Origin of the sequence: Blastococcus saxobsidens (assembly GCF_002938435.1) — a bacterium.
GTDB lineage: Bacteria > Actinomycetota > Actinomycetes > Mycobacteriales > Geodermatophilaceae > Blastococcus > Blastococcus saxobsidens.
Window position 1 is genome coordinate 89,695 of the sequence record NZ_POQT01000007.1, and the last position, 22,666, is coordinate 112,360.

At 73.8% G+C, this 22,666-nt stretch carries 20 protein-coding genes; 9 read left to right on the forward strand and 11 right to left on the reverse strand.

The annotated features are described in order from the left end of the window. Positions 1–15 precede the first annotated feature (15 nt). Complete coding sequence (gene sucC, locus C5507_RS06370) at positions 16–1,176, reverse strand: ADP-forming succinate--CoA ligase subunit beta (protein ID WP_104527689.1); 1,161 nt, start codon at positions 1,174–1,176, stop codon at positions 16–18. A 147-nt stretch (positions 1,177–1,323) separates the two neighbouring features. Here sucC and C5507_RS06375 point away from each other — a divergent pair, with 147 nt between their 5' ends. Then, positions 1,324–3,192 carry a CocE/NonD family hydrolase gene (locus C5507_RS06375; protein WP_104527690.1) on the forward strand — a complete coding sequence of 623 codons (1,869 nt, stop codon included), beginning with the start codon at positions 1,324–1,326 and terminating at the stop codon, positions 3,190–3,192. A gap of 73 nt (positions 3,193–3,265) precedes the next feature. Here the strand turns inward: C5507_RS06375 and icmB are convergent, their stop codons facing one another. Further along, complete coding sequence (gene icmB, locus C5507_RS06380; protein WP_207225838.1) at positions 3,266–3,676, reverse strand: coenzyme B12-dependent isobutyryl CoA mutase small subunit; 411 nt, start codon at positions 3,674–3,676, stop codon at positions 3,266–3,268. 55 nt (positions 3,677–3,731) lie between these two features. Then, positions 3,732–4,748: a hypothetical protein gene (locus tag C5507_RS06385; RefSeq protein ID WP_242611163.1), complete on the reverse strand. Its 1,017-nt coding sequence runs from the start codon at positions 4,746–4,748 to the stop codon at positions 3,732–3,734. A gap of 258 nt (positions 4,749–5,006) precedes the next feature. Between C5507_RS06385 and C5507_RS06390 the strand changes: the two genes are divergently transcribed. After that, on the forward strand, positions 5,007–5,825 hold the full coding sequence (locus C5507_RS06390; protein WP_242611164.1) for an esterase/lipase family protein: 819 nt from the start codon (positions 5,007–5,009) through the stop codon (positions 5,823–5,825). Positions 5,826–6,047: 222 nt separating this feature from the next. Beyond that, positions 6,048–6,872, forward strand: a complete 825-nt coding sequence (locus tag C5507_RS06395) for a M23 family metallopeptidase (RefSeq protein WP_242611165.1) — start codon at positions 6,048–6,050, stop codon at positions 6,870–6,872. An 80-nt stretch (positions 6,873–6,952) separates the two neighbouring features. Here C5507_RS06395 and pcrA read toward each other — a convergent pair whose 3' ends face one another. Next, complete coding sequence (gene pcrA / locus C5507_RS06400; protein ID WP_104527692.1) at positions 6,953–9,253, reverse strand: DNA helicase PcrA; 2,301 nt, start codon at positions 9,251–9,253, stop codon at positions 6,953–6,955. 287 nt (positions 9,254–9,540) lie between these two features. On the opposite strand from pcrA, the gene C5507_RS06405 reads away from it, so the two are divergent. Further along, the gene (locus C5507_RS06405; RefSeq protein ID WP_104527693.1) at positions 9,541–9,834 is read left to right on the forward strand and encodes a chorismate mutase; all 294 of its coding nucleotides are present in this window, start codon (positions 9,541–9,543) and stop codon (positions 9,832–9,834) included. Positions 9,835–9,891: 57 nt separating this feature from the next. On the opposite strand, the gene C5507_RS06410 is transcribed toward C5507_RS06405, so the two are convergent. Beyond that, positions 9,892–10,185, reverse strand: a complete 294-nt coding sequence (locus C5507_RS06410) for a hypothetical protein (protein ID WP_104527694.1) — start codon at positions 10,183–10,185, stop codon at positions 9,892–9,894. 89 nt (positions 10,186–10,274) lie between these two features. Here C5507_RS06410 and C5507_RS06415 point away from each other — a divergent pair, with 89 nt between their 5' ends. Both C5507_RS06415 and C5507_RS06420 read left to right on the forward strand, forming a co-directional pair. Continuing rightward, positions 10,275–11,015: a PIG-L deacetylase family protein gene (locus C5507_RS06415; RefSeq protein ID WP_104527695.1), complete on the forward strand. Its 741-nt coding sequence runs from the start codon at positions 10,275–10,277 to the stop codon at positions 11,013–11,015. A gap of 37 nt (positions 11,016–11,052) precedes the next feature. Then, positions 11,053–12,210, forward strand: coding sequence for a serine hydrolase domain-containing protein (locus C5507_RS06420; RefSeq protein ID WP_104527696.1), 1,158 nt, complete (start codon positions 11,053–11,055; stop codon positions 12,208–12,210). 193 nt (positions 12,211–12,403) lie between these two features. Here C5507_RS06420 and C5507_RS06425 read toward each other — a convergent pair whose 3' ends face one another. Then, complete coding sequence (locus C5507_RS06425) at positions 12,404–13,060, reverse strand: response regulator (RefSeq protein ID WP_104527697.1); 657 nt, start codon at positions 13,058–13,060, stop codon at positions 12,404–12,406. Further along, a complete protein-coding gene (locus C5507_RS06430) occupies positions 13,057–14,235 on the reverse strand; it encodes an ATP-binding protein (RefSeq protein WP_104527769.1) in 1,179 nt (392 codons plus the stop codon). Before C5507_RS06430 ends, C5507_RS06425 begins: the two co-directional genes overlap by 4 nt. A gap of 123 nt (positions 14,236–14,358) precedes the next feature. Between C5507_RS06430 and C5507_RS06435 the strand changes: the two genes are divergently transcribed. Together C5507_RS06435 and C5507_RS06440 are read left to right on the forward strand one after the other, a co-directional pair. Next, the gene (locus C5507_RS06435) at positions 14,359–15,303 is read left to right on the forward strand and encodes a PspC domain-containing protein (RefSeq protein WP_104527698.1); all 945 of its coding nucleotides are present in this window, start codon (positions 14,359–14,361) and stop codon (positions 15,301–15,303) included. Beyond that, entirely contained in the window at positions 15,296–15,589 is a 294-nt protein-coding gene (locus C5507_RS06440) for a hypothetical protein (RefSeq protein ID WP_104527699.1), read from the forward strand. The genes C5507_RS06435 and C5507_RS06440 overlap by 8 nt, the downstream gene beginning before the upstream one ends. A gap of 67 nt (positions 15,590–15,656) precedes the next feature. Here C5507_RS06440 and C5507_RS06445 read toward each other — a convergent pair whose 3' ends face one another. Continuing rightward, a complete protein-coding gene (locus C5507_RS06445) occupies positions 15,657–16,712 on the reverse strand; it encodes a sodium:calcium antiporter (protein ID WP_242611166.1) in 1,056 nt (351 codons plus the stop codon). Between the two features lie 126 nt (positions 16,713–16,838). Between C5507_RS06445 and C5507_RS06450 the strand changes: the two genes are divergently transcribed. Next, the gene (locus C5507_RS06450; RefSeq protein ID WP_104527700.1) at positions 16,839–18,308 is read left to right on the forward strand and encodes an META domain-containing protein; all 1,470 of its coding nucleotides are present in this window, start codon (positions 16,839–16,841) and stop codon (positions 18,306–18,308) included. A gap of 92 nt (positions 18,309–18,400) precedes the next feature. On the opposite strand, the gene guaA is transcribed toward C5507_RS06450, so the two are convergent. From guaA to guaB, 3 genes are read right to left on the reverse strand one after another with little or no spacing between them, the layout of a single operon-like run. Next, a complete protein-coding gene (gene guaA, locus C5507_RS06455) occupies positions 18,401–19,963 on the reverse strand; it encodes a glutamine-hydrolyzing GMP synthase (protein WP_211295502.1) in 1,563 nt (520 codons plus the stop codon). A 2-nt stretch (positions 19,964–19,965) separates the two neighbouring features. Next, positions 19,966–21,093, reverse strand: a complete 1,128-nt coding sequence (locus tag C5507_RS06460; RefSeq protein ID WP_207225839.1) for a GuaB3 family IMP dehydrogenase-related protein — start codon at positions 21,091–21,093, stop codon at positions 19,966–19,968. Between the two features lie 2 nt (positions 21,094–21,095). Then, the gene (guaB, locus tag C5507_RS06465; protein WP_104527772.1) at positions 21,096–22,610 is read right to left on the reverse strand and encodes an IMP dehydrogenase; all 1,515 of its coding nucleotides are present in this window, start codon (positions 22,608–22,610) and stop codon (positions 21,096–21,098) included. Positions 22,611–22,666 lie beyond the last annotated feature (56 nt).

Consider the following 22,666-nt stretch of genomic DNA (forward strand, 5'->3'; position numbering starts at 1 on the left):
CGGGAGTCGGGGCGATCAGGCGGCGAGCTCGGCGGCCCGGCGCGCAGCGCCGTCCATCGTGTCGACCACGGTCACCAGGGGGTGGTTGGCCTCGGCGAGGATCCGCCGGCCCTCCTCGACGTTGTTGCCGTCGAGGCGGACGACCAGGGGCTTGGTGGCCTCGTCACCGAGGATGCTCAGCGCGGAGACGATGCCGTTCGCCACCGCGTCGCAGGCGGTGATACCGCCGAAGACGTTGACGAACACGCTCTTGACGGCGGGGTCGGAGAGGATGATCTCCAGCCCGTTGGCCATGACCTCGGCGGAGGCGCCACCACCGATGTCGAGGAAGTTGGCCGGCTTGACGCCGCCGAACTCCTCACCGGCGTAGGCGACGACGTCGAGCGTGCTCATGACCAGGCCGGCACCGTTGCCGATGATCCCGACCTGGCCCTCGAGCTTGACGTAGTTGAGGTCCTTCTCCTTGGCGCGCGCCTCGAGCGGGTCGGCGGCGGCGGCGTCCTCGAGCGCGGCGTGCTCGGCGTGCCGGAAGCCGGCGTTCTCGTCGAGGGTCACCTTGGCGTCGAGGGCCAGCACGGTGCCGTCCGGCGCCTTGGCCAGCGGGTTGACCTCGACCAGCGTCGCGTCCTCCTTGGCGAAGACGTCCCACAGCTGCACGGCGATGGCGATGACCTGGTCGCGCACCTCGGGGGCGAACCCGGCGGCGTCGACGATCTCGGCGGCCTTGGCGGAGTCGACGCCCTTGCTGGCGTCGACCGGGATCCGGGCGAGGGCCTCGGGCCGCTCGACGGCGAGCTGCTCGATCTCCATGCCGCCCTCGACGCTGGCCATGGCCAGGAAGGTGCGGTTGGAGCGGTCGAGCAGGTAGGAGAAGTAGTACTCCTCGGCGATGTCGCTGGCCTGGGCGACCATCACGCGGTGCGTGATGTGGCCCTTGATGTCCAGCCCCAGGATGTCCTGGGCGCGGGCCTTGGCGTCCTCGGCGTTGTCGGCGAGCTTCACGCCACCGGCCTTGCCGCGGCCGCCGGTCTTCACCTGCGCCTTGACGACGACGGTCTGCCCGATCTCTCGGGCGATCGCCTCCGCCTGCTCGGGCGTCTCGGCGACGCCGCCGGGCAGCACGGGGACGCCGTGCGAGGCCAACAGGTCACGGGCCTGGTACTCGAAGAGATCCACGATCAGGCACCGTAGCCCGCCCGTAACCACCGCGCTGCCCCGGGCGTTACCCCAGTGGGCCCGTCGTGCCGTGCATCACACGACGTCTCACCCGTTCAGAGCACGAACGGGACGGTCCGCCGCGTGTCCCCGACCCGAGGAGCCCCCGTGCGCCGAGCCGCGACCGCCCTGCTCACCTCCGCGCTGGCTGCCGGGAGCATGGTCGCCCTGGCGCCGCACGTGGCCGCCGCGGCCGAGATCACCCCACGGGACCTCACCATCACGGTCACCGGCCTGGGGCCGGAGGAGCGGACCTGCGAGATCGATGCCGACCTGTACGTGCCGGCCGGCGTCACGAAGAAGCGGCCGGCGCCCGCGCTGCTGACCACGAACGGTTTCGGCGGCAGCAAGGGCGACCAGGCCGACTACGCCCAGGGCTTCGGCGAGCACGGCTACGTGACGCTGGCCTACACCGGCCTGGGGTTCGTCGACGACGACCCGTGCCCGATCACGCTGGACGACGTCGAGCACGACGGGGCGGCGGCGAGCCAGCTGCTGCGCTTCCTGGGCGGCGACCCGTCGATCGAGGCCGTCGACGACGCGACCGGGAAGCGGGTGCGGATCGACCAGGTCGCCCGCGAGGACTCGCGAACCGGCGTCCGCCACGATCCGCAGGTCGGCATGATCGGCGGTTCCTACGGCGGGCAGATCCAGTTCGCGACGGCCGGCTTCGAGCGGGCCGCCGGCACCGACCGGCTGGACGCGATCATCCCGCAGATCACCTGGAACGACCTGTCGTACTCGCTCGCTCCGGAGAACAGCAGCCTGCCCGGGAGCACCGCGCGCAGCGGGTCGGTGAGCGCGTCGGGCACCGGGGTCTTCAAGTACCAGTGGGCCGCACTGTTCACCACGCTCGGGGTGGTGAACGGCGCCCAGGACCTCCAGGCCCTCGCCGACCCGGACGCCTTCACCCGCTTCTTCGAGCAGGCCGCCGGCAACTGCGCGAACTTCGAACCCCAGGTGTGCCAGGCCCTGGCCGAGGTCGCCACCGTCGGCTACCCGAGCCAGGCCTCGATCGACTACCTGCGGTCGAACTCGGTCGCCAGCTACGCGCACGACGTCCGGGTCCCTACCCTGTTCGGGCAGGGCCAGGCGGACACGCTGTTCAACCTGCAGGAGTCGGTGGCCACCTACACCGCGCTGGAGCGCCAGGGGACGCCCGTCTCGCTGGTCTGGCAGTCGTGGGGGCACAGCGACTCCTCGCCGCAGCCGGGCGAGCTGGACGAGCGCCACCCCGCGCGGTCGCTGCAGGGCAGGGCGGCGCTGGCCTGGTTCGACCACTACGTGCGCGACCGCGGCCCGGAGCCGCCCCAGGGCTTCACCTACTACCGGGACTGGGTGTTCGCGGCCACCGGCGACATCGCGAAGGCCTACGCGGTCGCGCCGTCCTACCCGGTCGGCGCGGAACGCACGTTCCACCTCTCCAGCACCGGCCCGACCGGCGGCGCCCTGGTGGACTCCCCGGACCAGGTCGCGACCGGGACCAGCGGCTACAGCAGCGTGGCGCCGATCGGCCCGAACTACACCGAGACGTCGGCGCTCGACCAGAGCGGGCCGGTCTCCGATCCCGCGGGTACGGCCATCCGCTTCTCGACCGAGCCGCTGACCTCCGCGATGGACGTCGTCGGCTCGCCCCGGCTCACCGTGCAGCTGAGCTCACCGCGCGTCGCGGCCACCCAGGCGCTCGGGCCCGGCGGCCGGCTGGTCGCCTACGCGAAGGTCTACGACGTCGGCCCCGACGGGGAGGCGGTCGAGCTGCCGCACCGGCTGATCTCCCCGGTGCGGGTTCCCGACGTGACCGAGCCGGTCACGGTCGAGCTGCCGGGGATCGTGCACCGGTTCGAGGAGGGGCACCGGCTGGCGGTCGTGCTGGCCGGCGGTGACATGGCCTACCGCGGATCCACCGTCGCCCAGCCGGTGACCCTCACCACCGGCACGGGGGCCCCGCAGAGCCTGACGATCCCGGTGGTGCCCTAGCAGGAGGCCCCTCCTGCCCCCCACCCCTCGCACGCTCGGGCGGGACCCTGCAGGAGGGCCGGAAGGAACGGGATCAGGTTCCTGCTGGTGCGCCGACGTGGGTGCGCACCCACTCCACGATGTCGGTGGTGGTGGCGCCGGGGGTGAACACCCCGGCGACGCCGAGGCGCTCCAGCTCCGGCACGTCCTCCTCCGGGATGATCCCGCCGCCGAAGACGACGACGTCGTCGATCCCTCGTTCGCGCATCAGCTCGGCGAGCCGGGCGAACAGCGTCATGTGGGCGCCGGAGAGGACGGACAGGCCCACCGCGTCGGCGTCCTCCTGGACGACGGTGTCCACGATCTGCTCGGGCGCCTGGTGCAGGCCGGTGTAGACGACCTCCATGCCCGCGTCGCGCAGCGCACGCGCGACCACCTTGGCGCCCCGGTCGTGCCCGTCGAGGCCCGGCTTGGCGATGACCACCCGGATGCGTTCGTCCACCACGGGTCGGAGCTTAGGGCCGACGGGCGGGCCGGGGCACCCCTCGCGCCCGTCCGGATCAGGCCGCCGACCGGCGGGCCCGCCAGGCGAGGACGGTCAGCGCGGCGAACGCCATCCCGACCACGACGAGACCGGCGCCGGGCACGGTCCACACCAGCTCCTCGGAGGACGCCGCGTCGCGCAGCCCCACCAGGCCGGCGGACAGGACCGTCACGGTGATCCCCAGCAGCCCGCCGACGACGGCCAGCCGCGGCCGCAGCGACGGCGCCACGACCGAGCACAGCAGCAGGGCGCCGGCGAGCAGCAGGCCACCGAGCAGGGCCAGGCCCGGACGCTCCAGCAGCGCCTGCGACCCCTCGCGGGTGACGACGGTCTGGAGCCCGGTCGCGGGATCGGTGCGCAGCTCGGCCGGGACGTCGGCGGCCGGCAGGGCCAGGCACAGGACGGCGGCCACCCCGAGCAGCACGGCCGAGCCGGCCAGCACGGAGCGGAGCCGGTCCAGCGCGCCCCGGTCCTCCATGACCGTCCGGCCCCAGGCGGTCAGGGCGACGGCGCCCGCGAGCACGGTGAGGGACAGCGCGACCACGCCCAGCACCCAGCCGGCGCCCACCTGGATCCCGCTGGTGAGCACCCGCTCCCCGGCCAGGACCTCCACGCCCGGACGCGAGGTGGAACTGCTGCCCCGGTAGACCTCGATCATCAGCTCGCCGACGGAGAGGGCGCCGGTGATCGACGCGTAGGCGAGGCCGAACTTGGGGACGGCGCGGCGCACCAGCGTGGCGCCTACGGCCACCTGCACCGCGGGGACGAGGACGGCCAGCAGCGCACTCCCCGGGCCGTGCACCTGGCGCAGCACCTCGCCATCCACGACCAGGTAGGTCGGGAACGCCGCGGCGACGCCCACGAGACCGGCGAGCACCAGCAGGACACCGACGACCGGCACCGCCGGGGGAACGGTACCGACGATCAGCCGGTCGCCGGTCGGGGCCACCGCCGGAGCAGGCCTGCGCCCCGGGTCGCGGCGGGCAGTGGCTCGGGTGCGGTCGGTCCCGGTGCGGTCGTCGCGGGCGGGCACGGTTCCCCCTTCGGCGGCTTGGTCACGAACAGGCCTCGATCGGCGACCGGAGATGACGTTCGTGTGACGCTCGGCACACCGCCGCTTTACGGTCGGATGAACGGAGCACACACGGGAGCAACGAACCGACGGACCGACCTGAACCCGAGGTCCCGCCGGAAGCTCCAGACGGGGAGAACGGCCATGCACCCATCGAGCGAGCTGAGCCCTGCTCCAGGGTGGCACACGACCGGTGACCCCGAGGCCACGCCACGGGGCTTGCGCGCGCTCTGTTCGACGGCCACCCTCACCGGCGGCCTGACCGAGCTGGCCTGGGTCGGCGCGCACGTCCTGATGTACCCGCTGGGCACCCGGATGGAGGCCCTGCGCCCGGATCTCCGCAGGCGCACGGGCGAGCAGCCGGCCGCCGTCCGGGCACTGTTCGCCGACGACCCGCTCGCCGCCCGCGTCCCCGTCCTGCTGGTGCACGGCCTGGTCGACAACCGGTCGGTGTTCGCCGTGATGCGCCGCAGCCTGCGCCGGCGGGGGTTCACCCACGTCTGCTCGTGGAACTACAGCCCGTTCCTCACCGACATCACCCAGGCCGCCACGGCGCTGGGGCAGCAGCTCGAACGGATCTGCGAGCAGACCGGCCACGACCGGGTGCACGTCGTCGGGCACAGCCTGGGCGGGCTGATCGCCCGTTACCACGTGCAGCGGCAGGGTGGTGACGAGCGCGTCGACGCCCTGGTCACCCTCGGCACCCCGCACCAGGGCTCGATCCTGGCCCACGTGCTGCCCACCCCGCTGGTCCGCCAGCTCCGCCCCGGGTCACCCGTCCTGCGGGAGCTCGAGGAGCCGGCACCGGGCTGCCGCACCCGCGTCACCGCCGTCTACAGCGACCTGGACCAGCTCGTCCTGCCCACGAGCTCCGGCCGCTGCGACCACCCCGACCTCGGTGCCCGGAACCTGCTGTTCCGCGGGGTCGGGCACATGTCGCTGCCCATGCACCGCGGCGTCCTGGACGAGGTCGCGACGACGCTGGCCGGCGCCGGGCAGCGCGCGGCGCGGCGTCGGCACATGCGCGCCGTCGCCTGAGCCGCGCCCCGCAGCGGTCACCGCTTGTCGACTCATTCCCTTCACGACTTGCGCGCATCGCGACACGCAGCGTCGGGTGCTTGGCCGCGTCCTGACTCATCGTTACGGTTCGATCACGGCGCCGGGACATCCCGGCGGGTGCCGATCAGGCGCCCTCGCCGTCGTCGCTCCCCCGACGAACGCCTCGCGCGCTCGCCGCCGTGCCATCCGAGAGGTCCTTCCGTGTCTCACAGCAGTGCACAGGTGCTGGAGCGACCGGCGACCGCCGCGGACGCGCAGACCCCCGCCATCGTGCAGGCCCTCGCCGCCCGCCGGGCCGCAGCCTCCGCCGGGACCGAGGCCGAGGCCATCTCCGCGAAGCCCTGGCTGCTGGGGCGGCTCATCGGCGGTCGACGCCTGCCCCACCCGCCGGGCCGGCGAGCCCCGATGTGGTTCGCCGCACTGGTGGCCGGGGCCCTGGTCGCCGGCGTGCCCACCATGTTCGGCGACCGCACCCCCGCGGTGTCGGCGTCGGCCTCCGACTACGGGCTCGGCGAGAGCACCGACGTCAGCTTCAGCGGTGGCCTCGAGAACGCCGATGCCCGCCGCGGCATCACCGAGGCCGAGGCCCAGGCCCGCCTCGGTGAGCTCGCCGCCTCCCGCGCCGCCCGCCAGCCGAAGACGGCGCTGCCGGTCCGTGGCGTCCTCACCACCTGCTTCTGCATGCGCTGGGGCACCATGCACTACGGCCTGGACCTCGCCGCGCCCCTGGGCACGCCGATCGTCGCCGCCACCGACGGGGTCGTCATCCGCGCCGGACGGGCGTCCGGCTACGGCAACGCCGTCTACATCCAGGACCCCGACGGCAACGTCCACATCTACGGGCACATGCGCTACTACAACGTCTCCGAGGGCGACCTCGTCACCGCCGGCGACCAGATCGCCAAGGTCGGCAACGAGGGCCAGTCCACCGGCCCGCACCTGCACTACGAGCTGCACCGCGGCGGCATGGACGGGCGCCCGATCGACCCCGCCAAGTACCTCGCCGAGCGCGGCGTAGAGGTCTGACCTCCGCACGATCGCGCCCTGGAGGACCCCTCGACCCTCGAGGAGAGATCCTTCAGGGCGCAATCGCCGTTGCTGAGCCCCTACAGCTTGACGAGCGGGGCGTAGCGGAGGACGAGGCGCTTGGTGCCGCCGGACCCGAAGTCCACCGTGGCCTGCGCCTTGTCGGCCACGCCGGTGACCTCGACCACCGTGCCGAGGCCGAAGGCGTCGTGGCTCACCCGGTCGCCGACCTCCACCGAGATCACCTGGCGGTTGCCGGCACCGCCGCGCAGGCCGCCGGTGGACAGGCCGGTGGCCGTCACCCGCGTCTGCGCCGAACGGTAGCCGGTCGACGGCGCCGGGGTCGGGTCCAGCCGCTCCCAGTGGATCGTCTCGGCCGGGATCTCGTCGAGGAACCGCGACGGCGGGTTGTAGGCCGGCTGCCCCCAGCTCGTGCGGACCGTGGCCCGCGAGATGAACAGCCGCTGACGGGCGCGGGTGATACCGACGTAGGCCAGCCGGCGCTCCTCCTCCAGCTCCCGCGGGTCGCCGAGCGCGCGCAGGTGCGGGAAGACGCCGTCCTCCATGCCGGTCAGGAAGACGACCGGGAACTCCAGGCCCTTGGCGGTGTGCAGCGTCATCATCGTGACCACGCCGGCGTCGTCCCCGGTCACGGGGATCTGGTCGGCGTCGGCCACCAGGGACACCTGCTCCAGGAAGTCCGTGACGGTGCCGCCGGGGCTGGCCGCCTCGAACTCCGCGGCCACCGAGATGAGCTCGTTGAGGTTGTCCACCCGGCCCTCGTCCTGCGGGTCGGTGCTCGCCTGCAGCTCGGCCAGGTAGCCGGTGCGGTCGAGGATGCTCTCCAGCAGCGCGGCGGGGCCCGAGCCGGTCTCGACGAGCTGCTCGAACTCCTCCAGCAGCGCCACGAACTCCTGCAGCGCCTTGAGCGACCGGGTGGCGAGGTCGGGCACCTCGGCGCAGCGTCGCAGTGCCGTGCCGAACGCGATCCGCTCCCGGTCGGCGAAGGACTCGATGCAGGACTCGGCCTTGTCGCCGATGCCGCGCTTGGGCACGTTGATGATCCGGCGCAGGCTCACGACGTCGGCCGGGTTGGCCACGAGCTTCAGGTAGGCCAGCGCGTCGCGGACCTCCTTGCGCTCGTAGAACCGGACGCCGCCGACGACCTTGTACGGCATGCCGACGCGGATGAAGACCTCTTCGAACACGCGCGAGGCGTTGTTCGTGCGGTAGAAGACCGCGATGTCCTTCGGCTGGAAGGCGCCCTCGTCGACCAGCGCGTCGATCTGCTCGGCGACCCAGGCCGCCTCGTCGTGCTCGTTGTCGGCGACGTAGCCCTCGATCAGCTCGCCGTCGCCGGAGTCGGTCCACAGGTTCTTGGGACGCCGGCCGGTGTTCTTCGCGATGACGGTGTTCGCGGCCTTGAGGATCCGCTGGGTGGAGCGGTAGTTCTGCTCCAGCAGGATCGTCGTGGCCTGCGGGTAGTCGCGCTCGAACTCGTCGATGTTGCGGATCGTGGCGCCGCGGAAGGCGTAGATCGACTGATCGGCGTCACCGACGACGCACAGCTCGGCCTGGGGCACCGGGCCCTCGCCCGTGCCGGTCAGCTCGCGCACCAGCATGTACTGGGCGTGGTTGGTGTCCTGGTACTCGTCGACCAGCACGTGCCGGAACCGGCGGCGGTAGTGCTCGGCGACGTCGGGGAAGGCCTGGAGCAGGTTGACCGTCGTCATGATCAGGTCGTCGAAGTCCATGGCGTGCGCCTCGCGCAGCCGGCGCTGGTAGAGGGTGTACGCCTCCTTGAGCACCTTCTCCGGCGCCGTCTGAGGGCTGAACGACTCCTCGTCGACGAGCTCGTTCTTCAGGTTCGACACCTGGGCGGCGAGGCTGCGCCCCGGGTAGCGCTTGGCGTCGAGGTCGAGGTCCCGGGCGACCATCGTCATCAGCCGGACCGAGTCGCCCTGGTCGTAGATGGTGAACGACGACTTCATACCGAGCTTGGCGGCCTCGGCCCGCAGGATGCGCACGCACATCGAGTGGAAGGTCGACACCCACATCGACCGGGCGCGCGGACCGACGAGGGCGGCCACCCGGTCCTTCATCTCGCCCGCGGCCTTGTTCGTGAAGGTGATGGCCAGGATCTCGCCCGGTTGCACCCCGCGGGCGCCCAGCAGGTAGGCGATGCGGTGGGCGAGCACACGGGTCTTGCCCGACCCCGCTCCCGCCACGATCAGCAGCGGTCCGCCCTCGTGGACGACGGCGTCGCGCTGGGGGCCGTTGAGGCCGGCGAGCATCCGGTCCAGCTCCCGCCCGAGCGAGCCGGGAGCGGAACGCTGCAGGGCGGCGGTACCGGGCAAGGACTGCTGGATGCTGCTGCTCATGACGAGGCCACTGTAGGCCGGACGGGTGACGGTCCCGGCGGGCGCAGGACCGCCCGCACCACCCGTCACACCGCCGCGGCCGTGGCGCCGTCCGGCGGTGGTGTGGCAGACTCGCCCCGTGCTCGCCACGGTCAGCCTTCACAGGATGGACTTTGCCTACGGCCACCGGGATCCGGTGTCCGTCACCGCTGGCTGAGCACACGCCGCAACAGACGCCCCGGGCCCGAGGAGCCCGGGGCGTTTCTCGTTCCAGGGGGTCCCGGGTCCACGAACACCGAGGACGACCGATGAGCACCCTGAGCAACTCCCCCGTCGCCGGCCCGACCGCCCCGGAGGACCCGGCCGCACGGATCGGCGAGCTGCGCGGAGCGATCGACGCGTGCGACGCCGAGATCATCGAGCTGGTGCGCCGACGCCTGCGGATCTCGCACGAGATCGGTGCCCTGCGCGCCGCCAGCGGCGGTACGCGCCTGTCGCTGTCCCGCGAGCAGCAGGTGCTGGACCGCTTCCGCACCGAGCTCGGGCCCGACGGCGCGTCGCTGGGCATGATGCTGCTGCGCCAGGGCCGCGGCCGCCTCTGAAGAAGGACCCCGTCCTCCTCACCCTTCGCACGCTCAGGGCGAGCCTCTGGACGGGGCCTAGGGGCCGCTGCGCCACACCTGCGAGTCGTCGTCGCCCATGGCGGCGACCTCGAACACCCGGCCCGGACAGGCGGCCAGGGCCTCGTCCCCGAGATCCTTGCCCAGGTCCAGCGCCGCGTCGAGGTCGGCCGCCTCGCACTCGGTGGCCACCCGCAGCACCGACCGGTCCGGCTCCCGCCACAGCCGGAGCTCCGGGTCGTCGGGCCGGAGGACGGTGCGGAGGGCGTCGATCGCGGCGTCGTCCAGCGGCGCGGAGGAGCGCAGCGCGACGGACAGGGTGAACGAGGGCACGTCGGCGAGTCTGCGCGACGGCCGTCGTGGCCGCGGCACCGCCCCGGTGTCCCCTCCGCGCTGCGTGGGCTCTCCGTAGGCTCCGCCGGGTGAGCTCCCCGTTCCAGCGCCCCTCCGGTCCCGCCGAGCACGTCGAGCGCGCGCTGTGCGTCCTCGCCCACCCCGACGACGTCGACTTCGGCAGCGCCGGGACGGTCGCCACGTGGACGAAGGCCGGCACCGAGGTGACCTACCTGATCGTCACCGACGGCGACGCCGGCGGCTTCGACGAGACGCCGCGGGAGGAGATGGGTCCCCTCCGGCAGGCAGAGCAGCGGGCGGCCGCCGCGGAGGTCGGCGTCACCGACGTCCGGTTCCTCGGCTACCCCGACGGCCGGCTGGAGCTGACCCTGGACCTGCGCCGCGACATCAGCCGGGTCATCCGCCAGGTGCGGCCGCAGCGGGTGCTCACGAGCTCGCCGGAGCGCTGGTGGGAGCGGATCGCCGCCAGCCACCCGGACCACATGACGGTCGGCGAGTCGACCCTGCGCGCGGTCTACCCCGACGCCCGCAATCCGTTCGCCTTCCCGGAGCTGCTGGCCGACGAGGGGCTGGAGGCCTGGACCGTCGCGGAGGTGTGGCTCGGTGCCAGCCCGCGTGCCGACCACGCCGTCGACGTCACCGACGTGGTGGACCGCAAGCTCGCGGCGCTGCGCCGCCACGTCACCCAGGTCGGCCACATGGCCGAGCTGGACGAGTTCGTGACCGGGTGGATGCGGCAGAACGGCCGCGCCCACGGGCTGCCCGAGGGGCGGCTCGCCGAGGTCTTCCACGTGGTCCACACGGCCTGAGCCGATCAGTTCGCCGCGACCCGGGAGTCGTACCCGCATGGACGAGCGGGCAGTGCGCATCGAGGCGGCGGTCACCGGCGCGGTGACCGCCGGGGAGGTGCCCGGCGCCGCGTGGTGGGTGGGCCGGCACGGCGAGGTGCTCAGCCGCGGGGCGGCCGGCACGCGCACGCCCGGCGCCGCGGACCCGGTCGCGGCGGACGACGTCTTCCGGATCTCGTCCATGACCAAGCCGGTCGTCGCGGCGGTGGCGCTGTCGCTGGTGGACGACGGCCTGCTGTCCCTGGACGACCCGGTGGACGCCCTGCTCCCCGAGCTCGCCGACCGGCAGGTCCTCGTCGACGCAGCCGACCCCGACGCCGGGACGGAGCCGGCGGCCCGGCCGATCAGCGTGCGGGACGTGCTCACCTTCCGGCTGGGCCTGGGATTCGACTTCACCGTGCCGTGGCCGGCCCCGGGGATGGCGGCGCTGGCCGCGGCCGGCCTGCCCCTCGGTCCCCCGGCCCCGCAGGCCGCGCCCGGGCCGGACGAGTGGTTGCGCCGGCTGGCCGGCGTCCCGCTGTCGCACCAGCCCGGCACCCACTGGCTCTACCACGTGGGGGCGAGCGTGCTGGGCGTCCTCGTGGCCCGGGCCGCGGGGTTGACGCTCCCCGAGGCCCTCGCGGAACGGGTCCTCGTGCCGCTGGGGATGGACGGCACCGGCTTCGGGGTGCCGCCCGCGGCCCGCGGCCGCCTGGGCCCCCACTGGACCCCGCCCGGTCCCGACGGCGCCCGCGAGGTCTACGACGCCGCGGACGGTCAGTGGTCCCGGCCGCCGGCCTTCCCCGACGGCGGTGACGGCCTGGTGTCCACCGTCGACGACCTCGCCGCCTTCGCCACCCTGCTCGCCGTCGGCGGACGTGCCCCGGACGGGTCGAGGGTGCTCGGCGAGGAGACGGTCCGGGCCATGACCAGCGAGCAGGTCGGCCCGGTCGACGACGAGGGCGGCGGGTGGGGGCTGGGCATCGGGGTCCGCCGCACCGACGAGCCCGGTGGCCGCCACGCCGGCTCCTACGGCTGGGACGGCGGCCTGGGCAGCACCTGGTGGACCGACCCGGTCACCGGGGTGACGGCGGTGCTGCTGACCAACCAGATGTGGGCCTCGCCACGGCCCCCGCCGCTGTTCGAGGCGTTCCGGCAGGCCGCGTTCGGCGCCTGAGGGGACCCGCCGGAGACGCACGCCGTGGAGGCCGCACGCGCATCGCTGCCCCGTGGACCGGCATCCGCGGGCAGGATCACGACCATGACGGAGGACGAGTGGGAGGACCTCGTCGACCGGTTCGTCGACGGCGAGGTCACGCGCGGCCACATGTTCGGCTGCCGGGGGCTGCGGACCGGAAGGCCATGGCGTCTCAGAGCAGGCGGTTGGTCGCCGCCCAGCGGGTGAGCTCGTTGCGGTTGGACAGCTGCAGCTTGCGCAGGACGTTGGAGGCGTGCGACTCCACCGTCTTCACCGAGATGAACAGCCGGGAGCCGATCTCGCGGTAGGTGTAGCCGCGCGCCAGCAGCTGCATCACCTCGCGCTCGCGCGCGCTGAGCAGGTCCAGCCCAGGATCGGTCGCCTCCTCGGCGGGCGCGGGCGCGGCACCGGGGCCGGCCGAGAAGGCGTCGAGCACGAAGCCGGCCAGCCGCGGGCTGAACACGACGTCGCCGTCGGCCACCCGGCGGACGGCGTCGAGCAGGTCGGGGCCGGAGATCGTCTTGGTGACGTACCCGCGAGCGCCGGCCCGGATGACGGCGATGACGTCCTCGGCGGCGTCGGAGACCGACAGCGCCAGCCACTTCACCTCGGGCAGCTCGGCCCGCAGCGCCTCCAGCACGGCGCGCCCTCCCCCGCCCGGCATGTGCACGTCGAGCAGGACGACGTCGGGCTTCGCGGCCCGGATGCCGTCGACGGCGGTGGCGACGTCCGCGGCCTCCCCGACCACCGCCACCTCGTCGCCCAGCTCGGCGCGCACACCCGTGCGCACCATGGCGTGGTCGTCGACCACGAAGACACGCGGCGTCATGCGGTGCTCCTCGGCATCGTCAGTTCGAGCTCGGTGCCCTCGCCGGGGGCCGACCGGACCAGCACCGCGCCGCCACGGCGGGCCAGCCGGCCGTGCACCGAGTCGCGCAGGCCACGGCGGTCGTCGGGGACGGTGGCGGGGTCGAAGCCCTTGCCGCGGTCGCGGACGAAGACCGACACCTGGTCGGCGGTCACCTCGGTGTAGAGGTCGGCGGACTCGGCGCCGGAGTGCTTGGCGGCGTTGACCAGCGCCTCCCGGGTGGCGGCCCCCAGGGCGGCGAGCGCGTCGTCGACCGGGGCGTCACCGACGACGACGGGATCGACCAGGAACGCGTGGTCGGCCTCCACCTCGGCGACCATCCCGGCCACCAACCCGGCCCAGGTGCCGCCCTCCCGGACCGCCGCCGGGTCGTACAGCCAGGCGCGCAGCTCGCGTTCCTGGCTGCGCGCCAGCCGGCTGACCGCCTGGGGCTCCTCGGCGTTGCGCTGGATGAGGGCCAGGGTCTGCAGGACCGAGTCGTGCAGGTGCGCGGCGACGGCGGCCCGCTCCTCCGAGCGGATGCGCGCGGCACGTTCGTCGGCGCGCGAGTCCAGCAGCCGGCGCCACAGCGGCGCCGTCGCCAGCACGACGCCGGTGAGGATGAGCAGCGTGGCCGCGAAGCCGTTGCGGGCGTTGGCCAGCTGGCCGGTGGTGGCCAGCAGCAGGAACAACCCGGTGCCGACGACGGCGACGCCGCCGGCCAGTGCCCAGCGGACACCGGGGACCGCCAGCGTCCGGTCGGTGTCCAGCTGGCGCCAGATCACCGTGAGGCCGCCGGCCAGCAGCACGAGCGGGAGGACGACGTCGCTGCTGGCCCAGTTGATCATCTGGCCCAGCAGGCCGGCCGCGGCCAGCCCCACCACGACCAGTGCGATCCACTGCAGCGCGCCGACCGGGCGCCACCCGCGGATGGGCGGGGCGTCCTCGCCCGGCGCCGCGACCGACATGGTCATCCAGAGCAGGGCGTAGGCGATGATCCCGAGCCCCGTGGTGGCCAGCAGCACGAAGCCGACCCGCACCACCAGCGGGTCCTGCCGCAGGTGCGCGGCGGTCCCCGCGGCGACACCGGCGATGACCCGGCCCTCGCGCGGGCGGGCCAGCGCAGGCCGCGGCGGCGCTCCGGCAGTGGTGGTCACGGTGTCGATGGTCGCACCGGCGGAGGGCCCGCCGACACCGGTGATCACCCCGGAAGAGGAACCAGGGTCGGTTCGGGGGTTTCCCTGATGTCAGGGACCGCCGTCGTCGGCACGCTTGCTGCCATGACCTCCGCACTCCCTCCCGCTCCGCCCACGGCGGACCCACCCCCGTGGCAGCCGCAGCCGCCGGCGGGCCCGCCGGCCCGGTCGCAGCTGCGCCGCAGCCGCACCGACAAGGTGATCGGCGGTGTCAACGGCGGGCTCGCCGAGTACACCGGCATCGACGCCCTCCTCTGGCGGGTCGGCTTCGTCGCGCTCACCCTCGCCGCCGGCACCGGCGTCCTGGTCTACCTGCTGCTGTGGGTGCTGATGCCCTCCGGTCCGGCGGGTGCCGTCGCACCGGCGGCCGGGCAGCCCGCCACCACCGCACCGCGGCAGCCCGCCGGCCCCCGCTCGCCGGTTCCCGGGATCACGATCGCCGGCCTGCTGATCCTCGTCGGCTCGCTGGCCCTGACCGCCCGGTTCACCGGCTGGGACATCCCCGCCACGGGCTACCTGGGCGCGGCCCTCGCCGTGGTCGGCGCCGGACTGGTCGCCGTCGCCTTCTCCTCCGGCCGTCGGGCCCGCGGTGGGCTGATCACCCTCGGCGTCGTCCTGTCCCTGGCGCTGGCCGTCGCGGCCTCGGCGCCGTCCTGGGACGACGGGGCCGGCGTCGGTGACCGCACCTTCGCCCCGCGCTCCGTGGCCGACGTCCGCGAGGTCTACAGCGGCGGGGTCGGCGACCTCACCGTGGACCTGTCCCGCGTCCCGCTCGAGGACCTGGACGAGGCGCTGGAGGTCCGGGTCGAGCACGGGATCGGCCGCGTCGAGGTGATCCTGCCGCGCTCGGCCGACGCCCGCGTCCGGGTCGACCACGGCGTCGGCGACGTCTCCGTGTTCGGCTCGGCCGTGGACGGCAGCCGGTTCTTCCGGGGCAGCGGCTCCCAGCCCTGGAGCGACGACGGCGAGGCCGAGTTCGAGCTCGTCGTGGAGTCCGGTATCGGAGAGGTGGAGGTGTCCCGTGGCTGACTACAGCGAGTTCCCGACCACGCCGACCAGGTGGCAGGAGCAGGAGTGGCTGGCGGTGTCCCAGCTCGACACCGAGGACCCGCCGCCGCCGCCGGCCCGTCGCAGGGTCGACGCGGTCTCGCTCGTCGCCGGCCTGGTCTTCCTCGCCCTGGCGGTCACGGTCATGGTGGGCGCGTCCCTGCCGCTGTGGGTGTTCGAGGACGGCGGCGTCGTCTGGGTCCTCGTGATCGCCGCCGGCATCGCCCTGATGGTCAAGGAACTGCGCAAGGCACGCGGCCGGGGCTGACCCGGCGGGAGGGACGGACTCGGAGGGCCCGGAGCAAGCGCTCCTGGGCCCTCTGCCGTTCCCCGCCTCACCCCACGACGGCGAGGACGACGGTGGCCACGTAGATCAACGGGATGGAGACCCCCTCGAACCCGATCCACTTGCGGTCCCGCACGAGCAGTCCCGCCGCCAGCACCGCCGTCATGACCAGCGTGCCACCGAGGAGCACCAGGCTGGTCGGCCCGGCGTCCCGGTAGATCGGACCCTCGAGGTAGCCGATGTCGGCCACCGAGATCATCAGGATGTCGTAGACGTTGCCGCCGACGATGTTGCCGACGCCGAGGGTGAGCTGACCCATCCGCACCGCGGTCAGCAGGACCACGAGCTCGGGCAGCGAGCTGATCGCCGTGGTGAGGGTGAAGCCCACGACGCCGCTGTCGAGCCCGGCCTCGGCGATGACGCTGAGCCCCGCCCGACCCACGAGCCAGCCGGCCACCCCGGTGACCAGCCCCATCACGGCCAGCAGCCCCCAGAGGCGGGCCGTCGAGCGCTCGTCCCGGTCCTCGTCGCCGCCGTCGCCCTCGCTCTCGCTCTCCGACTGGTCGCCGTCGCCGTCGGCCGTCTGGTCGGTGCGGACCGGCTGCCACAGCGGCTCGCGCTGCATCCGGCGCAGCAGCACCAGGCCGTAGGCGTAGAGGGCGGGGATCAGCAGCGTCATGGGGTGGATCCAGCCCAGGCGCAGGTCGGGGGTCGCGTAGGCGACGACCGGGATCGCGAGCATGGCGATGAGCAGCACCGACTGGAGGACGTTCTGCAGCGACGCCGCCGCGTGCTCGAGGTTCACGCGGCGGTAGAGCAGGTCGGCGATCGCGAGCCACACCGTCTGGAGCGCGATACCGCCGATCGGGTTGGCCAGGGCGAAGCCGGGGTCGCCCTCCAGGGCGCCGGTGAGCACCGTGACGTTGCCCGGCAGCGAGGTGACCGCGCCCAGCAGCAGGGCACCCCCGATGGCGTCACCCATCCCGGTGCGCTCGGCGAGGGTGTCGGCGACGCGGGTCAGGCGGACCCCGGCGACAACGATGACGACGGCCATCGCGGCGAGGACGCCCACGCTGGGCAGGAGGGGCCACGGCGACGAGGTCACTGCTTGCCCTCCGGGTTCGTCGACGGGCGGCCGCCGCCGAGCCCATCACAGCTGCCCGGATCCGGCGCGCCGAGCCTCCCGGGTGGCTCGGGGAACCGGACGGAGGTGGTGGCGCGTCGTGCCGGTATGCGCCTCGTCGCCGTCCTGCTCCTGGGCGCCGCACTGCTCACCGCGTGCGGCGGCGGTGCCGGCGGCCCCGACGTGCGCGGGGAGTGGCACCTCGTGGAGGGGGCCGTCGACGGGAGCGCCCTCCCCTCCCCCGGCGGGGCGACGGCCACGCTCCGGTTCGAGGCCCAGGAGGTGCGGGGCCGGAGCTTCTGCAACTCGTTCTTCGCGTCCTACCGGCTGTCCGGCGACAGCCTCGTCCTCGACGGGCTCGGCAGCACCGAGATGGGGTGCGAGCCGGACGTCATGGCCGCCGAGACGGCGTTCCTGGGCGCGCTCGCCCGGACCGCCACGGTCACGCGCGAGGGCGCGGACCTGGTGCTCGGCGGGGACGGCGTGCGGCTGCGGTTCAGCCCGGTCCCGCCGACGCCGGACCGGGCCCTGGCGGACACCCGGTGGGTGCTCGAGACGCTGGTCGACGGCGAGACCGCGTCCTCGACCACCGGGGAGCCGGCCGTCCTCGTCCTGCGCAGCGACGGCGGCGTCGAGGCCTCCACCGGCTGCCGGTCGGGCGCCGGCACCTGGCTGGTCGACGCCGGCGTCCTGGTGCTCGACGGCCTGGCGCCGACCGGCGACTGCCCGCCGGAGCTCGCCGCGCAGGACGCCCACGTGGCCGCCGTCCTGGGCGGCAGGCCGGCGCCGGCGATCGACGGCGACCGGCTGACCCTGAGCGCCCCCGACGCCCGCGGCCTGGTCTACCGCGCCGAGGCGGAGGGCCAGCGCGAGGACGGCCTGCTCGGCTCCTGGGAACTGATCGCCGGGACGGCGGACGGGCACGCCCTGCCGCTGCCCGGGGGCGCCCGCGCCACCCTCACCTTCTCCGCCGGCTCGCAGACGGGTGGGACGTCGTTCTGCAACGGCTACGGCGGCGACTACGCCGTGGACGGCGACGAGCTGCGCTTCGAGGAGGTCGCCGTCTCGCTGGTGCTGTGCGAGGGCCCGGTGGGGGAAGCGGAGGGCGCCTACCTCGACGCCCTCCTCGACCGCACCCACCGGTTCACCGTGGATGCCGACCGGCTGAGGCTCTCCAGCCCCGCCGGCGAGCTGACCTTCCGGCGGCTGCTGCCGCCGCCCCTCGATGCGGTCTCCGACCGCCGGTGGCTCCTGGAGTCGGTGGGGGCCGGCGGCACCGCCGTCCCGGCGACCGGCGATGCCTCGCTGGAGCTGCGCTCCGGTGGCACCGCTGCCGTGACCACCGGCTGCCGCAGCTTCGAGGCCACCTGGCGGACCGGCGGCGACACGGTCCACCTGGCGGACTGGGAGTACGAGCTGCTGGACTGCCCGCCGGAGGTGGCCGGGCAGGACCAGGCGCTCGTCGACGTGCTGGCCGGCGGCTTCCAGCTGCGGGTGGACGGCGACCGGCTGGTCGTCGACCGCGCCGACGGCCGGGGCGCCCCGGCCCCGACGCTGGTCTACCGCGCCGAGAGGTGACCTACCGGAACGGCCCCTGGTGACGTGCTGGAACGGTCCTCTTGCAGGGACCCGACCCGAGCGTCAGCAAGGGTTGGGGGGCAAGAGGGTCCTTATTCCCACTCGATCGTGCCGGGCGGCTTGCTGGTCACGTCCAGCACCACCCGGTTGACCTCGACGATCTCGTTGGTGATCCGGGTCGAGATCCTCGCCAGCACGTCGTAGGGCAGCCGGGTCCAGTCAGCGGTCATCGCGTCCTCGCTGGACACCGGGCGCAGCACGATCGGGTGCCCGTAGGTGCGACCGTCGCCCTGGACGCCCACCGAACGGACGTCGGCCAACAGCACGACGGGGCACTGCCAGATCTCGCCGTCGAGCTTGGCCTGACTCAGCTCCTCGCGGGCGATCGCGTCGGCCCGGCGGAGCACGTCCAGCCGCTCGCGGGTCACCTCGCCCACGATCCGGATGCCGAGGCCCGGACCCGGGAAGGGCTGACGCTGCACGAGGCGGTCGGGCAGGCCGAGCTGCCGGCCGACCTCGCGCACCTCGTCCTTGAACAGGGTGCGCAGCGGCTCGACCAGGCTGAACGTGAGGTCGTCGGGGAGCCCGCCGACGTTGTGGTGGCTCTTGATGTTCGCCGTCCCGCTGCCGCCGCCGGACTCGACGACGTCGGGGTACAGCGTGCCCTGCACGAGGAAGTCGACTCCTCCGCCGTGCGCCTGGGCGTCGGCGACGACGTCGGTGGCCGCCTGCTCGAAGACCCGGATGAACTCCCGCCCGATGATCTTCCGCTTCTCCTCGGGGTCGCTGACCCCGGCGAGCGCGGACAGGAACTGCTCGCTGGCGTCGACGACCCGCAGGTCCGCACCGGTGGTGGCGGCGAAGTCCCGCTCGATCTGCTCGGTCTCGCCCTCGCGCATCAGCCCGTGGTCGACGTAGACGCAGGTCAGCCTGTCCCCGATCGCGCGCTGCACCAGGGCCGCGGCCACCGCCGAGTCGACGCCGCCGGACAGCGCGCACAGCGCCCGCCGGTCGCCGATCTGCTCGCGGATCCGCGCCACCTGCTCGTCGACGACGTTGCTCATCGTCCAGGTGGGCTGCAGCCCCGCGATGTCGAACAGGAAGTGCTCGAGCACCGTCTGGCCGTGCGCGGTGTGCCGCACCTCGGGGTGGAACTGCACGCCGGCGAGCCTGCGGTCGACGTCCTCGAACGCCGCGACCGGGGCCCCGGTGGAGGTGGCGGTGACGGTGAACCCGGGAGGCGCCTCGCTGACGGCGTCCCCGTGGCTCATCCAGACGTTCTGCTCCAGCGGCAGATCGCCGAACAGCCGGCCCTCGGTCGTCACGGTGAGCGGGGTGCCGCCGTACTCGCGGTCGCCGGTGCGGGCGACGGTGCCGCCGAGGGAGGCGGCCATCGCCTGGAAGCCGTAGCAGATGCCGAAGGCGGGGACGCCGGACTCGAACAGCGTCGGGTCGACCTGCGGCGCCTCGGGCGCGTAGACGCTCGACGGTCCGCCGGAGAGCACGATCGCGGCCGGCTCGCGGGCGATGATCTCCTCGGCCGGAACCTCGGAGGAGACGATCTCGGAGTAGACCCCCGCCTCCCGGATGCGCCGCGCGATGAGCTGGGCGTACTGGGCGCCGAAGTCGACGACGAGGACGGTCGGGAAATCCACGCTCAACCGCCGATCACGAGATCGACGCGCTGGAACTCCTTGAGGTCCCGGTAGCCGGTCTTCGCCATCGTGCGGGCCAGCGCACCGAAGAGGTTGGTGCGGCCGTCGGCGCTCTCCGCCGCCCCGTTCAGGACGTCGGCCAGCGAGCCCGCGGGCTCGACCGGCGCGGAGGTGGCACCGCGCGGCAGCCGCGGGTGCGCGGCCACCGAGTCCCACCACACGCCACCGGCCGGGGCCTCGGCCGCGACGCGCAGCGGCTCCCCCAGCTGGACGGCGTCGGCGCCGCAGGCCAGCGCCCGCGCGATGGCGCCGCTGGTCTCGATCCGGCCGTTGGCGATAACGTGCACGTACCGCCCGCCGGTCTCGTCCAGGTAGTCGCGGCGGGCCGCGGCGGCGTCGGCGATCGCACTGGCCAGCGGCACCCGGATGCCCATGACCGCGTCGGTCGTGGAGTACGTGTCGGCCCCGACGCCGACGATGACCCCGGCCGCGCCGGTGCGCATGAGGTGCAGCGCCGTCGTGTAGTTGGCCGCACCGCCCACGATCACCGGGACGTCGAGGTCGGCGATGAACTCCTTGAGGTTGAGCGCACCACCCTGGGTCGTCACGTGCTCGGCCGACACGATCGTGCCCTGGATGACCAGCAGGTCCACCCCGGCCGACAGCGCCGCCGGCGCCAGCTGCTGGGTGTGCTGCGGGGAGACGCGGATCGCCGTGGTCACCCCGGCGTCGCTCATCTCCTTGATCCGCGCGGCGATGAGGTCGGGCTGCACCGGCTGGGCGTAGACCTTCTGCAGAAGTGCGACCGGAGGTGCGCCGGCCGCGGCCGCCTGGGCGATCTCGCGGTAGACGGGAGCCGGGTCGTCGTACCGCGTCCACAGACCCTCGCCGTTGAGCACGCCCAGCCCACCGGCCCTGCCGACGGCGACGGCCGTGGCCGGGCTGACGACGGCGTCGCTCGGGCTGGTGATCAGCGGGATGTCGAACCGGAAAGCGTCGATCTGCCAGGCGGTGGAGACGTCGTCGACGTCCCGGGTTCGGCGGGACGGGACGATCGACACCTCGTCCAGGTCGTAGCCGCGCCGGGCGAAGCGGTTGAGCCCGATCTCGACGGTGTCACGCACGCTCATGCTCAGCGCCCCCGGTAGTTCGGTGCTTCGACGGTCATCTGGATGTCATGGGGGTGCGACTCGACCAGGCCCGCGGAGGTGATGCGGGTCAGCTGCCCGCGCTCCTTGAGGTCGGCGATCGTGGCGGCACCGGCGTAGCCCATGGAGGCACGCAGGCCGCCGACGAGCTGGTGGGCGACGCCCGACAGCGCGCCCCGGTAGGGCACCTGGCCCTCGATGCCCTCGGGGACGAGCTTGTCGTCGGACAGGACGTCGTCGGCGAAGTACCGGTCCCGGCTGAAGGACTGGTTGCCGCGCTTCTGCATGGCGCCCAGCGAGCCCATGCCGCGGTAGGTCTTGTACTGCTTGCCGTTCATGAAGACGAGCTCGCCCGGCGCCTCCTCGACGCCGGCGAACAGGCCACCGATCATCACGGTGTCGGCGCCGGCGACCATGGCCTTGGCGATGTCGCCGGAGTACTGCAGCCCGCCGTCGGCGATGACCGGGACCCCGGCGGGACCGGCGGCCAGCCAGGCCTCGTAGATCGCGCTGATCTGCGGGACGCCGACGCCCGCGACCACGCGGGTGGTGCAGATCGAGCCGGGCCCGACGCCGACCTTGACCGCGTCCACGCCGGCGTCGACCAGGGCCTGGGCACCGGCGCGGGTGGCGATGTTGCCGCCCACGACCTCCACGCCGTTCTCGCCGCCGAACTCCTTCTTGACCCGCGCGACCATGTCGAGGACGGCGCGCTGGTGGCCGTGCGCGGTGTCGACGACGAGCACGTCCACACCCGCGTCGACCAGCAGCCCGGCGCGCTTGAACGCGTCCTCACCGACCCCCAGGGCGGCACCCACGACGAGGCGGCCGTCGGCGTCCTTGGTGCTCAGCGGGAACTGGTCGCGCTTGACGAAGTCCTTGACCGTGATGAGCCCGCGCAGCCGGCCGGCGTCGTCGACCAGCGGCAGCTTCTCCACCTTGTGCTGGGAGAGCAGCCGCAGGGCGGTGTCGGCGTCCACGCCGACCGGGGCGGTGACCAGCGGCATCGGCGTCATGACGTCGCGGACGAGGCGGTCGTAGTCGGTCTCGAACCGCATGTCGCGGTTGGTGACGATGCCGACCAGGACGCCATCGGCGTCGACGACCGGCGCACCGGAGATGCGGTACCGCGCCGACAACGCGTCGACCTCGGCGAGGGTGTTCTCCGGCGAGCAGGTGACCGGGTTGGTGACCATGCCGGCCTCCGACCGCTTGACCAGGTCGACCTGGCCCGCCTGCTCCTCGGCGGAGAGGTTGCGGTGCAGCACGCCCATGCCGCCGACGCGGGCCATCGCGATCGCCATGCGGGCCTCGGTCACGGTGTCCATGGCGCTGGACAGCAGCGGGACGGCCAGCGTGATCCGCCGCGTGACGCGGCTGCTGGTGTCGACCTCGGCCGGGACGACGTCGGACGCCCCCGGGACGAGGAGCACGTCGTCGTACGTGAGTCCGAGGCGGGCGAACTTCGCCGGCAGCTCAGGCACGGAGTCGGGCTGCATGTGCGCGGCCACCCTTCGCAGCAGATCGGTTCGGGCCGGTCGGGACGCCGCGCCAG

Bases quoted from the DNA above. Each gene is read 5' to 3' on its own strand.
- pcrA (WP_104527692.1), bottom strand. From the start codon at position 9,253: ATGAGCAGCAGCATCCAGCAGTCCTTGCCCGGTACCGCCGCCCTGCAG.
- C5507_RS06405 (WP_104527693.1), top strand. From the start codon at position 9,541: ATGAGCACCCTGAGCAACTCCCCCGTCGCCGGCCCGACCGCCCCGGAG.
- C5507_RS06420 (WP_104527696.1), top strand. From the start codon at position 11,053: ATGGACGAGCGGGCAGTGCGCATCGAGGCGGCGGTCACCGGCGCGGTG.
- C5507_RS06425 (WP_104527697.1), bottom strand. From the start codon at position 13,060: ATGACGCCGCGTGTCTTCGTGGTCGACGACCACGCCATGGTGCGCACG.
- C5507_RS06435 (WP_104527698.1), top strand. From the start codon at position 14,359: ATGACCTCCGCACTCCCTCCCGCTCCGCCCACGGCGGACCCACCCCCG.
- C5507_RS06450 (WP_104527700.1), top strand. From the start codon at position 16,839: ATGCGCCTCGTCGCCGTCCTGCTCCTGGGCGCCGCACTGCTCACCGCG.
- C5507_RS06460 (WP_207225839.1), bottom strand. From the start codon at position 21,093: ATGAGCGTGCGTGACACCGTCGAGATCGGGCTCAACCGCTTCGCCCGG.
- guaB (WP_104527772.1), bottom strand. From the start codon at position 22,610: ATGCAGCCCGACTCCGTGCCTGAGCTGCCGGCGAAGTTCGCCCGCCTC.